Source organism: Candidatus Methylopumilus rimovensis (assembly GCF_006364615.1).
Lineage (GTDB): Bacteria > Pseudomonadota > Gammaproteobacteria > Burkholderiales > Methylophilaceae > Methylopumilus > Methylopumilus rimovensis.
Genome location: NZ_CP040986.1, coordinates 166,034 through 178,730, shown reverse-complemented (window position 1 = coordinate 178,730; position 12,697 = coordinate 166,034). Strand labels below are relative to the sequence as shown.

Here is a 12,697-nt window from a genome sequence, read left to right as displayed (position 1 = left end):
TTATATTTTTTCATTGGGTCTAAAGTTAAGTTTTAAATTTTTAAATTTCGAAAATAAATCGGTATCTGTGGGTACCGGTAAAGGTTGTGATTGAAAAATAGCGCGCTCAACCGATTCATCGCATACAGGCATACCGCTTGATTTTAACATTTTAGGATTGCCAATCAATTCGCCTGTTGGCATTAGGCTAATTTCGAATTGAAGCTCGACAGAGCTTGTGCCACACAATTGCTTATTCACATTCTGCTGAATTTTTCGTTGAATTAATAATTTATATTTATCTATTTCACCTAATTTAGCGCCCCCTTCGGTAGGATTAACATTTGATTGTTTCATATCTTCATGACGATTTAATGAAGGCTTTGATTTGTCTTGTAATAACTCCTGCTGAAGCTTGGCTAATTGATCTTGCTTTAAAAGTTCTTCCTGAATTTTCTTCAAATCATCTTTCTTTTTTTGATCTTCTACTTTTTTACGTTCCTCTTCTTCTTTTTTTTGTTTCAAACTAATCTCAGCCTTATCACTTGTAAGTGACTTAATGATTTCTTCTACTTTAGAGGGTTTAGGGGCCGGCTTAGGAGGCTCTAATTCAACTTGCTTTTCAACTGGAGGCGCTTCAACTGCTTTAGCGTTTGGCTGTGGAATAGCATCCCATAACTCGACCTCAGCCACTTGAGGTAACTTCACTCTCCATTCAAAACTGACAATCATGATGAGCATTAAAACAATATGCACACTCACTGCATAAATCGCAGATCGCTTCGCTATGATTTTTTCTTGGGGTCGAATCACGTCTTAATTTATTTTTGTGGCTTTAAAAGTAAGCCTACCTTTGAGACATTGTTTTGCTTTAATAAATCCATAAGGCTGATGACTTCGTCATATTTCACATTTTTATCAGCTGCAATCACAAGCGCTCGATCAGGGGTTGTTTTAATTAAAGACTGCACATGACTCAATAATCGATCGCGCGTATAAATTTCCCCTTCAATCTCAATCGTGTTATTCAGTTTGACTGTGATGACAATAGGTGCACCGGTTTGTTTTAAAGTTTCACCAACTTCAGGGAGCTCCACTATTCCTGGATTTGTCATAGGCGCTGTCACCATAAAAATGACGAGTAAAACTAATGTCACATCAATATAAGGCACGACATTGATTTGATTCATTAAGCGACGTTTACGCATCACTTATCCTTTTCTTTGTAAGATGTTGACGAACTCTTCCATGAAGCTTTCGTATCTCACAGATAAACGATCGACAGAAGTTGCAAAACGGTTATAGGCGATCACTGCGGGAATGGCTGCGAATAAGCCAATCGCGGTTGCAATTAAAGCCTCTGCAATACCTGGGGCTACTTGTGTTAGGGTTGCTTGTGCAACATTCGCTAAACCCCTGAACGCATTCATGATCCCCCATACGGTTCCAAATAAACCAATATAAGGACTCACAGATCCCACAGAAGCAAGAAAGGGCAAGTGTGCATCTAAAAAATCAAGTTCACGATTATAAGTCGCGCGCATCGCACGTCGCACACCTTCAATCACATCGCTCATATCGGCACGCGATGTTTTATGACGATTAAATTCTTTGTAGCCTGCTTCAAAGATTGCTGCTAAGCCTTGATTTTTAATACGGCCATTACGAATACTGTCATGTAATTTACTCAGATCTCCGCTTGTCCAGAAGGTGTTTTCAAATTCATCGACTGTGAGTTCTGCATTTTTTAATACAGAGACTTTGATAAAGATATACCACCAAGAAAATCCAGAAGCAGCTAATAAGATAATCATCACGAGTTGAACCGGGATCGTGGCCCCTGTAATTAAACTTAAAAAAGATAAATCATTCACTACATGCATAAAGACTCCATAGTTTGTTTAACGGCGGATGGGATGCGTACAGGTTTAAATTTTTCACTATCAATACATGCAATATCAACATTTGCATCAATTAACATTTCTTCATCACGATAAATCATTTGCCTAAATTCAATTTTGCTCGAGCCTATATTTAAGAGCTCGCTTTTAACTTCCAAGTCATCATTAAAGCGTGCAGGTAATTTGTATTGGATATCGATACGATGAACCACAAACATAATATGCGCATGATATTTTAATTGATGTTGATCAATACCAACACTTCTCAACCATTCTGTTCTGGCGCGCTCCATAAATTTTAAATAATTGGAGTGATACACCACACCACCGCTATCGGTGTCTTCAAAATAAATGCGAACAGGAAAAGAAAAAGTTTTTATTCCTGCCATAAATGATCAGTGAGGTGTTGGGTGGGTGGCTTCATACCAAAATGAAGATAGGTCGCTTGTGTGACCACACGGCCTCTCGGCGTCCGCATAAGATAGCCTTGTTGAATGAGATAAGGTTCTAATACATCCTCAATGGTTTCGCGCTCTTCACCAATCGCTGCTGCTAAATTATCTAAGCCTACAGGGCCCCCATTAAATTTCTCTAAGATAGCTTGAAGTAATTTTCGATCCATGACATCTAAGCCTAATAAATCAACATCCAACATTTTGAGCGCATCGTCTGCAATGTTCGCTGTAATTTTTCCGTTGGATTTGACTTGTGCAAAATCTCTTACACGTCTTAATAAACGATTTGCAATGCGAGGCGTTCCTCGAGAACGTTTTGCAATCTCTAATGAACCCGATGGATCAATATCAGCCTCTAAAAGCGTCGATGAGCGATCAACAATTTTGGCAAGCTCTTGTTCACTGTAGAATTCTAATCGAGACACAATACCAAAACGATCACGCAATGGATTGGTCAACATGCCTGCGCGCGTGGTCGCTCCCACTAATGTAAATGGAGGCAAATCAAGTCGCACGGATCGGGCCGAAGGGCCTTCACCAATCATGATATCCAATCGATAATCTTCCATCGCGGGATATAAAATTTCTTCAATGACAGGTGATAAGCGATGAATTTCATCAATGAATAACACATCGTTCGGTTCTAGATTGGTTAAAAGTGCCGCAAGGTCCCCTGCTTTTTCTAAAACCGGGCCTGACGTTTGACGGAGATTCACCCCCATCTCTTTTGCAATAATGTGCGCTAAAGTCGTTTTACCTAAACCGGGAGGTCCAAAAAGAAGTACATGATCTAAGGCTTCATTTCTATTTTTAGCAGCTTTAATAAATATTTCTAATTGGCTTCTGACTTTTTCTTGGCCCACATATTCTTGAAGCTCTTTTGGGCGAAGCGCACGCTCAATCGATTCCTCGACGGGCTCATTTAAGGTGCTTGCCACAAAACGATCCGATTCAATCATAGTGATTCATTAGCCCTTAGATAAATATTTTAAAGCTTGTTTAATACCGTCATTCACAGTGAGATTTGTATCTAAACTTTTAACGGCATTTAAAGATTCACGTTCATTGTAGCCTAAGGCAATCAATGCATTGAGTACATCTTGGCTTATCGATGCGATACCAGCGCTTTTCATACTTAAAGCTGAGTCGAGCGTAAATTTATCTTTGAGTTCTAACAATAATCGTTCGGCTGTTTTTTTACCAATACCAGGTACGCGCGTTAAAAGACCCGCTTCTTGAAGTGATACGGCTTGAATAAGTTCTTCAATGGATAACCCGCTTAAAATGGCGAGCGCTGATTTTGCTCCAATACCATTCACTTTTAAAAGTTGTCTAAACATTAAACGTTCTTGGTGCGTACCAAAACCAAATAAGAGTTGGGCATCTTCTCGCACCACAAAATGTGTGAGTAATGTTACTTTTTCTCCTGCTTGAGGAAGTAAATAAAAAGTACTCATGGGCACTTCGCATTCATAACCTACACCGTTACAATCAATTAAGGCGTGAGGCGGTGTTTTATCTAAAAGAATGCCGGAAATTCTTCCTATCATACGAGCCTACCTTTTTTCATCCGGTAACTTAAAGCATCCATATTTTGTAATTGGTGATAAGCATGCGCATGACACATCGCACATGCTAAAGCGTCTGCAGAATCAGCTTGGGGAACTTCGGGTAACTTTAAAAAGCGTTTGACCATTTCTTGCACCTGTTCTTTTTTTGCATGTCCTGAACCCACCACTGATTTTTTAACTTGTAAGGCTGTGTACTCGTAGACAGGTAATTTTTTAAAGACAGCCGCACTGATGGCAGCCCCTCTTGCTTGTCCCAATAAAAGCGTGGATTGTGGATTCACATTCACAAACACTTTTTCGATGGCTACTTGTTTCGGCTTATATTGATCAATCACTTCGAAGAGCCCTTCTAAAATAATTTGAATACGCTCTGGCAAACTATCCCGCGCATCTACTTTAGCGCTTATAGTTTTAATCACACCACTTCCAAGGTAATGAATCTTGTCACCATTTTTTTCAACCACACCAAATCCCGTCATTCTTAAACCAGGGTCAATGCCAAGGATGATGATAGATTCACTCAATCTTTACTTTAATCTTCAATCACTGCGGTAGTATAAACTTCCTGCACATCATCTAAATCATCGAGTGTATCTAAAATTTTTTGCATCTTGATACCGTCGTCACCACTTAAAGCATTCTCTAATGTAGGGCGCATAGCGACTTCAGCGAGTTCTATTTTTAAACCTGCATTTAAAAGTGCTTCTTTAATCTGAATAAATTCTTGAGCAGGTGTGATCACTTCAATGCTCCCATCTTCATCACTGATAATATCTTCAGCACCCGCTTCAAGCGCTATTTCCATGACTTTATTTTCATCACTACCTGGCGCAAAAAAGATACGGCCACAATGTTTAAATAAAAAAGCGACCGATCCATCGGTACCTAAATTACCGCCATGTTTCGTGAGCGCATGCCTCACATCAGCGACAGCTCTTTGTTTATTATCCGTTAAACAATCAATAATCATGGCAGCCCCACCAATACCATAACCTTCATATCTCACTTCTTCGTAACTCACGCCCTCTAATTCACCTGTACCTTTTTTAATCGCACGCGTGATGTTGTCTTGTGGCATGTTTTCTTCTTTAGCAAGAGCCACAGCAGCTCTTAAGCGTGGATTGAAATTTACTTCACCACCACCAAGTCTTGCTGACACTGTAATTTCTTTGATAATTTTTGTGAAAACTTTTCCGCGCTTAGCGTCTTGCCGACCTTTGCGGTGTTGAATATTTGCCCATTTGGAATGTCCTGCCATGCCTATCCCTTTCTAGGCCCTGATTTTATCATGGGTTTGTTTTTAAGCCATGGCTGAACCAAGCCTTCTTGGTGACTTTTAATGCGGTTATAAGAGATCATTAATAAGGATATGCCAATAAAAAACATACCTAAAAATTCAAAAGGCTTAATTGTTTCATGAAGTTCAATCGACGATGCAATCACAGCAATCACAGGGCAAACTGTGGTCGTCATCGTAGCTATACCTGCAGATAACTGTCTTAATGCATAAAGCCATAATAGCCATGCAATCGCGTTCCCAAAGACTGCGTTATAAATAAGCGCTCCAATAAAATAACTATTCCATTCAATCGAAGTCGAATGTGTCATAAAAGCCAATACGACAATGGGTATGGAACCAAAAAGCATCTGCCATGCTGTGAGAGAAATCAAATCAAGATGGGGCGAACGTGCTTGAAGTTTTTTAGCTAAAATCACGGCCAATGCCCATGAAATACCAGACACAATAGCTAATACCATACTGAAAATATCGCTCCCTAAATGAAGCGGATCCAAAATAAATAAAATACCCATCAGCGAAAACAAGGCTGCGGGCCATTGCCATCCCTTTAATTTTTCGCCTAAAAGGGGCCAAGCTAAAAGCATGGTCCAAAAAGGCATGGTATAGGTAAGCACCGCTGTTTTACCCGCACCCCCTTCAACGAGAGCCCATACTAAAAGCCCTGTAAAGCCTGCAGTTTGAAGAAGACCTAAAACAATTAAACTTGGAATTTCTTGAATTTTGAAAGGTTTTTTCAAAGTGAGCATCACTATGAATAAACAGAGCGCTCCTAGGATAGTGCGAAGGGCCGCAAAATCATAAGGACCAGAAAAATGAAGGGCATTTTTCATCACCACCCAGTTGTAACCCCAAATAAGGCACAAAAGTATGAGGGCTAAAAAAGCCATCAAGTTTTTATTTTTTTTATAAGGCATTTTTACACTTGTTCAATAGGATGACATTATTATAAAGTGTATATTTGACTTTACTCTTTTAATATAGGTGACTTATGAAAACAGCTGCTCAAATGATTGCAGACAAAAAACATAAAGAAGTAATTAGTATTGCCCCTAATCGTCCTGTGATTGATGCACTTATCATCTTAGCGGAATATAAAATTGGCGCGTTAGTGGTCATGGATAAAGATAAAATGGTAGGAATTTTTTCAGAGCGTGATTATGCTCGTGAAGTAGTTTTGAAAGGAAAGTCTTCCAAAGTCACGACCATTGAAGAGGTGATGACAAAAAATGTGCTTGTGGGCAATGGTAAAGATACTTTTGAAAAAGCAATGACCGTGATGACCGAAAATCATATTCGTCACTTACCCATTATGGATGGCCATAATGTCATTGGTATGCTCTCTTTGGGTGATGTCGCTAAAGAAATGATTGCCTATCAAAGAAACCTAATCAAGGAGCTTGAAGGTTACGTTAAGCAATAATTAATTTATATAAATTGGGTTCGTTTTAGAATTTGGTTATTTTGTAAAATTTGTTCTCTATTCGTCTAAATAACATAATCAGGCATAGCTAGATTAAAAAAATAAATTCATTTTTCTATTTTTAATTCTTTAACTTTTCGGGTTAAGGTATTTCTTCCCAAACCTAAAATTTCAGCAGCTTCAATACGTCTACCTTTTGTGAAGTTAAGCGCTTCTTCAATAAGAATTTTTTCGAAAGTTTGATTTAATTGAGTCAAAATATCTTTCTGATTTTTATTTAAGGCCATTTGCACTTCTTGCTTTAATGTATCTTTCCAGTCGGAAGAGATTTCTTTGTGCATATCATTATTTTTGAGTTCAGGTGGCAAATCAGCAATGTCAATATTTTGTCCAGGTGCCATGACAGTCAACCAATGGCAGACGTTCTCAAGTTGGCGAACGTTACCGCTCCAATGAAGATGAGATAGATAATTTAAAGTCTCTTCAGATAAAATTTTTGTTTCTACACCTAATTGCTGTGCGCTTTGTTGTAAAAAGTGACGAGCTAAATCTGGAATGTCTTCTGCGCGCTCACGTAATGCTGGCAAATGTAAACGAATCACATTAAGTCGATGAAATAAATCTTCGCGAAAGAGGCCTGCTTTAACGCGCTCTTCCATGTCTTGATGGGTAGCTGCAATCACACGTACATTGACCTTGATCGGGCTATGCCCACCTACACGATAAAATTGACCATCACTTAAAACACGCAAAAGCCTTGTCTGAAGGTCGGCTGGCATATCACCAATTTCATCTAAAAACAATGTGCCACCATCAGCTTGTTCAAAACGACCTTTACGCAAAGCCTGAGCCCCAGTAAAAGCTCCGCGCTCATGACCAAATAATTCTGACTCTAATAAATCTTTTGGAATCGCTGCTGTATTAATCGCAATAAAAGGTTTATCAGCACGAGGTGAATGTTTATGAAGAGCACTAGCAACAAGTTCTTTGCCGCTGCCTGACTCGCCGTTAATCAGCACAGTCGCATGAGAGCGACTAAGACGCCCGATCGCACGAAAAACTTCTTGCATGGAGGGGGCATGTCCAATCATCTCAGTCGTATTTTCAAGAGAAACTTCTTGGGTGCTTTGTTTTAGAGATTCATCAATTGCACGATGAATAATTTCAATCGCTTGATCCACATCAAAAGGCTTAGCTAAGTATTCAAAAGCACCACCTTGAAAAGCTGCGACTGCGCTTTCTAAATCAGAATAAGCCGTCATAATGATGACAGGAATATGCGCATATTTTTCTTTAATCACTTGAAGAAGTTCCAAACCTGAACCTTGTGACATTCGAATGTCACTCACAATCACTTGTGGCTCTTCATCTTTAATCGCCTGCAGTGCATCTTTAATTGAGCTAAAAGTTTTAAAATTTAAATCGGTACGTGCAAGCGCTTTTTCAAATACCCAGCGAATAGATTTATCATCATCAATAATCCAAATAGCTTTCATAGTGAAGATCCTTGTGATTCTTGGTTGTTATGAACAGGAATTTCTTTTGTATCTAGATCTTTGATCGGCAATAAAATCGTGAAGATCGTTTGTCCGGGTTCGCTCTTACATTCAATCATCCCTTGATGTTGACTCACATAAGTTTGCGCTAATGATAAGCCGAGACCAGACCCACCTTCACGACCGGAGACGAGCGGATAGAATATTTTGTCGCGAATACCTGGCGGTATGCCTGGCCCATTATCGATAATGTCGAGTTTAATACCGACGCGATAGCGTTTCTTAGCAAGCATGATTTGCCGTTCAGCACGCGTTTTAAAAATAATGAGACCATGTTGTTGTTTTTCATGCATCGCTTGGACTGCATTACGCGCAATATTAAGTACTGCTTGGATTAATTTTTCGCGATCGCCAATAATGTCAGGCAGGCTCGTATCGTAATCACGTTGAATTTTTATTTCATCAGGCGATTCAGCTAACAATAAACTTCGAACGCGCTCTAATACTTCATGGATATTTGTAGGCTCATATTTAGGTTTTTGATGAGGCACGAGTAGTCGATCCATCAATGACTGCAAGCGATCGGCTTCTTTAATAATCACTTGTGTGTATTCTTTAAGTGAAGGATCAGGTAACTCATGCTCTAGAAGCTGAGCGGCTCCTCGTAACCCACCTAATGGATTTCTAATTTCGTGCGCTAAATTTCGAATCAATTCAGAGTTGGCTTGTTGCTGAATCAACATACGCTCTTCTTTTGCGATTCTTAATTGCTGATCCATCTGTTGGAATTCAAGAATATAACGAATCGAATCGCTTTGAATTGGGGTGATGGTACATGTCACAGAAAATGATTGATGCTTTAATGTGGTAATCAAAAATTCATGTTCACGATAAGGGGTGTCATTATTTAAAGCTTGGCTGATGGCTAGTTTTAAAATATCGGCATATGGAAATACCTCATCAAGCGACATCTTATAAATATGTTTAGCGCTTAAACCAAATAAAATTTCAGCGGATGGATTCATGTACAAAATATGGCCCTCGACATCACATAGCAATACCGCACTCGCTAAGTGTTCAATCCCCTTTAATTCAGGGGTTAGTGATGGGATGGTATTTTTTTTCATGAATAGTCTGTTCTCATTAATATACTAAGCAAAACTTGAGCCAACTTTAAGAGATCGCTTTTTGGCCTATTTCAAGGGCTCTATCAAGGTATTGTAAGGAATATTAAGCAGTAATGCACTAAAATAGTGCATTTTTGGAAAACCTTAAAATAAAGGCATAAAAAAAGACGGCTATTTAAGCCGTCTTTTTTATTAGGCGCACGAATTAGCAGCTGTAATACATACCAAATTCGATTGGATGAGGTGTCATACGCATCTTAGTCACTTCTTCCATCTTAAGATCGATATAACTATTGATCCAGTCATCCGTAAATACACCACCGCGCGTTAAGAATTCGCGATCTTTATCTAAATACTCAAGCGCTTGTTCAAGCGATGAACATACGGTTGGCACTTGTGCGTCTTCTTCAGGCGTTAAATGGTACAAATCTTTTGTCGCTGGCTCACCTGGGTGAATTTTATTTTGAACACCATCTAAGCCTGCCATCATCAATGCACTGAAGGCTAGATAAGGATTTGCTATAGGATCTGGGAAACGCGCTTCGATACGACGCGCTTTGTCCCCCTCCACGAATGGAATACGAATCGATGCTGAACGGTTTTTAGCCGAGTAAGCTAATTTTACTGGGGCTTCAAAGCCTGGTACTAAACGTTTATAAGAGTTAGTCCCTGGGTTCGTAATCGCATTGAGTGCACGCGCATGTTTGATGACACCACCAATGTAGAACAATGCAAACTCACTTAAGCCTGCGTAACCTGAACCTGCAAATAAATTTTTACCGTCTTTCCAAATCGATTGGTGCACATGCATACCTGAACCGTTGTCACCGACCATCGGTTTTGGCATAAATGTCGCTGTCTTGCCGTAATTATGGGCTGTATTTAACACCACATATTTAAGAAGTTGTGTCCAATCGGCACGTTGTGTGAGGGTGCTAAATTTAGTACCAATCTCACATTGACCTGCCGTTGCCACTTCATGGTGATGCACTTCAACAGGCACACCCATGGCTTCGAGTGTAATTGACATCGCTGAACGCACATCCTGAAGAGAATCGACTGGAGGTACTGGGAAGTAACCACCTTTCACACCTGGGCGGTGACCAGTATTGCCACCTTCATGTTGTGTGGAAGAATCCCATGCACCTTCTTCTGAATTGATGGTGACATGACAGCCTCTCATCTCTTGAGACCAAGTAATAGAATCAAAAATAAAGAACTCAGGTTCTGGTCCAAAGTAAGCAGTATCGCCTAAGCCAGTTGATTTTAAATAAGCTTCTGCGCGACGCGCTAAGCTTCGTGGACAACGCTCATAACCTTTACCATCTGTAGGATCTACAACATCACATGTGAGGATAAGGGTTGGCTCTTCCATAAAAGGATCGATGTTTGCTGTGTCTGGATCTGGCATGAGTAACATGTCAGACGCTTGAATACCTTTCCAACCTGCAATCGATGAGCCATCGAATGCATGACCTTGTTTAAATTTACTTTCATCAAAAGCTGAAACAGGCACACTGACGTGCTGTTCTTTGCCTCGTGTATCCGTGAATCTAAAGTCCACGAATTTAACGTTGTTATCTTTAACCTTTTTCATTACATCAGCGATTGCCATTTCATTCTCCTAAAAGCGTCATTTTTGATTCAATCTAAAGCGTGTTAATACATTTCAACATATTAATATTAAGCATAAATTGTGCCAATCGAATAATGTGCTAAGACTTTGTTATTATGTGCGTTTTAAAAGGTTTTCTTAAAAAAATGCACCATAAAAATGCATTATTCATATTTACGCACTTAAATAGTGCGTAAGTGTCGTGGATGGCAGTTTTTTAAAAAACACTTATACTCAAAACCTTAATCCAATCGATGTGATAACCGCACCATGACTGAAGTTAAAAAACATTTTGCTGTAATTGGTAACCCCATTCATCACAGTCTATCCCCTCAAATTCATACTATGTTTGCAAAAGATGCAGGGCTTCTAATGGATTACAAAGCAGTGCTATCACCACTCAATGAGTTTCAACAAACATCACAAACACTCATTTCAGAAAAACTAAGTGGTGCTAATGTCACATTGCCATTTAAAAAGGAGGCTTATCAATTAGCGAATCAACATTCTCAACACGCTAAAATCGCTGAAGCAGTAAACACACTCGAATTTAAAGATAAAGAAATCATTGGACACAATACTGATGGCATCGGATTAGTTCGAGATCTCGAACAAAATCTTCAAATAGATTTAAAACATAAAAAAGTTTTACTCATTGGTGCGGGTGGTGCGGCCGAAGGTGTGTTGTATTCCATATTAGAAAAAAAACCATTAGAACTCACACTCACCAATCGCACGATTGAAAAATCAAACACGATTAAAAATAAAATGAATGCGTACGCGAAACATTTAAATGTCGATTTAAACGTCATCGAAATCAAAAAACTTCAACATCAATATTTTGATGTGATCATCAATGCCACTTCTGCAAGTTTAAATGAAGCTGATCTTGGTTTAGACAACAAAATCTTTCATGAGAAATGTTTAGCTTATGACATGATGTATGGCAAAGAAACACTATTTATCAAGCAAGCAAAATCTCAACACGCTCAAACATCAGATGGTCTGGGGATGCTTGTAGAGCAAGCGGCTGAAGCGTTTTATATTTGGCACCACATCAAACCCCAAACAAAACCTATCATTGATTTTTTTAGAAATAAATAATTGCCTCAAAGATTCAAAAATCTATTCTGGCATCATCGTTCATTAAAAGGAAAAATTACATCCGTTTTATTCCTTTTATTTTTTTTCTATCAGCTTTGGGTATTAATACATATTCTTTTGTGGACGTTCGTCAATCCGAGTGAAAGCGCATTTATGGAAACAAGACTAGAACATCTTCAAGAAAAAGATGAGAAAGCAACCCTTAGACATCAATGGGTCAATTACAACCAAATCTCTATTTATATTAAACAAGCTGTGATTGCAGCCGAAGATGCTAAATTTATTGATCACGAAGGTTTTGATTGGGAGGGTATTGAAAAAGCCTATGAAAAAAATAAGCGACGCAAAAAAATTGTCGCAGGGGGATCTACCATTAGCCAGCAACTCGCTAAAAATTTATTTTTATCGAATCAAAGAACACCGTGGCGAAAGATAGAAGAAACCATCATTACCTTGATGCTGGAAACGATTTTAAGTAAAAAAAGAATTTTAGAAATTTATTTGAACGTGATTGAGTGGGGAAATAATGTCTATGGCATTGAAGCGGCATCCCAACGTTATTTTTCAGCGCATGCAAAAGAGCTCAATAGTTTTCAGTCGGCCAAATTAGCTTCTATGATTCCTAACCCTAAATATTATGAACAACACCAAGATACTTCAAGACTCATTGAGCGAAGCGGCATTATCTTGTCTCGCATGAATGCAGCCCAAGTACCATAAGTTTATGGC

15 protein-coding genes are annotated in these 12,697 nt (G+C 39.0%); 3 read left to right on the top strand and 12 right to left on the bottom strand.

The features are described 5' to 3' along the window. Genes FIT61_RS00930 through FIT61_RS00890 form a run of 9 tightly spaced genes read right to left on the bottom strand, consistent with a single transcriptional unit; the run spans window position 1 to window position 6,120 of the window. Window positions 1-792 carry a TonB C-terminal domain-containing protein gene (locus FIT61_RS00930; protein ID WP_244925198.1) on the bottom strand — a complete coding sequence of 264 codons (792 nt, stop codon included), beginning with the start codon at window positions 790-792 and terminating at the stop codon, window positions 1-3. A gap of 8 nt (window positions 793-800) precedes the next feature. Further along, complete coding sequence (locus tag FIT61_RS00925; protein ID WP_244925197.1) at window positions 801-1,187, bottom strand: biopolymer transporter ExbD; 387 nt, start codon at window positions 1,185-1,187, stop codon at window positions 801-803. Window positions 1,188-1,190: 3 nt separating this feature from the next. Beyond that, window positions 1,191-1,862 (bottom strand): protein TolQ, encoded by a 672-nt coding sequence (gene tolQ, locus FIT61_RS00920; RefSeq protein WP_139882640.1) that lies wholly within the window; start codon window positions 1,860-1,862, stop codon window positions 1,191-1,193. Continuing rightward, window positions 1,853-2,269: a tol-pal system-associated acyl-CoA thioesterase gene (gene ybgC, locus FIT61_RS00915; protein WP_139882638.1), complete on the bottom strand. Its 417-nt coding sequence runs from the start codon at window positions 2,267-2,269 to the stop codon at window positions 1,853-1,855. Before ybgC ends, tolQ begins: the two co-directional genes overlap by 10 nt. After that, a complete protein-coding gene (gene ruvB, locus FIT61_RS00910; RefSeq protein ID WP_139882636.1) occupies window positions 2,257-3,294 on the bottom strand; it encodes a Holliday junction branch migration DNA helicase RuvB in 1,038 nt (345 codons plus the stop codon). Before ruvB ends, ybgC begins: the two co-directional genes overlap by 13 nt. A 9-nt stretch (window positions 3,295-3,303) precedes the next feature. Further along, window positions 3,304-3,885 (bottom strand): Holliday junction branch migration protein RuvA, encoded by a 582-nt coding sequence (gene ruvA, locus FIT61_RS00905; protein ID WP_139872956.1) that lies wholly within the window; start codon window positions 3,883-3,885, stop codon window positions 3,304-3,306. After that, window positions 3,882-4,385 (bottom strand): crossover junction endodeoxyribonuclease RuvC, encoded by a 504-nt coding sequence (gene ruvC / locus FIT61_RS00900; RefSeq protein ID WP_244925219.1) that lies wholly within the window; start codon window positions 4,383-4,385, stop codon window positions 3,882-3,884. The genes ruvA and ruvC overlap by 4 nt, the downstream gene beginning before the upstream one ends. A 53-nt stretch (window positions 4,386-4,438) precedes the next feature. Continuing rightward, entirely contained in the window at window positions 4,439-5,164 is a 726-nt protein-coding gene (locus FIT61_RS00895; RefSeq protein ID WP_139882634.1) for a YebC/PmpR family DNA-binding transcriptional regulator, read from the bottom strand. Between the two features lie 2 nt (window positions 5,165-5,166). Continuing rightward, window positions 5,167-6,120, bottom strand: a complete 954-nt coding sequence (locus FIT61_RS00890; protein ID WP_139882632.1) for a DMT family transporter — start codon at window positions 6,118-6,120, stop codon at window positions 5,167-5,169. Window positions 6,121-6,194: 74 nt separating this feature from the next. Between FIT61_RS00890 and FIT61_RS00885 the strand changes: the two genes are divergently transcribed. Beyond that, window positions 6,195-6,626 carry a CBS domain-containing protein gene (locus tag FIT61_RS00885; RefSeq protein ID WP_139872953.1) on the top strand — a complete coding sequence of 144 codons (432 nt, stop codon included), beginning with the start codon at window positions 6,195-6,197 and terminating at the stop codon, window positions 6,624-6,626. A gap of 107 nt (window positions 6,627-6,733) precedes the next feature. Here the strand turns inward: FIT61_RS00885 and ntrC are convergent, their stop codons facing one another. The 3 genes from ntrC to glnA form a co-directional block, all read right to left on the bottom strand. Continuing rightward, window positions 6,734-8,122, bottom strand: a complete 1,389-nt coding sequence (ntrC, locus tag FIT61_RS00880) for a nitrogen regulation protein NR(I) (RefSeq protein ID WP_139882630.1) — start codon at window positions 8,120-8,122, stop codon at window positions 6,734-6,736. Then, window positions 8,119-9,249: a nitrogen regulation protein NR(II) gene (glnL, locus tag FIT61_RS00875; protein ID WP_139882628.1), complete on the bottom strand. Its 1,131-nt coding sequence runs from the start codon at window positions 9,247-9,249 to the stop codon at window positions 8,119-8,121. Before glnL ends, ntrC begins: the two co-directional genes overlap by 4 nt. 205 nt (window positions 9,250-9,454) lie before the next feature. Next, window positions 9,455-10,864 carry a type I glutamate--ammonia ligase gene (gene glnA, locus FIT61_RS00870; protein WP_139872950.1) on the bottom strand — a complete coding sequence of 470 codons (1,410 nt, stop codon included), beginning with the start codon at window positions 10,862-10,864 and terminating at the stop codon, window positions 9,455-9,457. A gap of 270 nt (window positions 10,865-11,134) precedes the next feature. Here glnA and aroE point away from each other — a divergent pair, with 270 nt between their 5' ends. Next, window positions 11,135-11,968, top strand: coding sequence for a shikimate dehydrogenase (gene aroE / locus FIT61_RS00865; RefSeq protein WP_139882626.1), 834 nt, complete (start codon window positions 11,135-11,137; stop codon window positions 11,966-11,968). Next, window positions 11,969-12,688, top strand: a complete 720-nt coding sequence (gene mtgA / locus FIT61_RS00860; RefSeq protein ID WP_187351809.1) for a monofunctional biosynthetic peptidoglycan transglycosylase — start codon at window positions 11,969-11,971, stop codon at window positions 12,686-12,688. Window positions 12,689-12,697 lie beyond the last annotated feature (9 nt).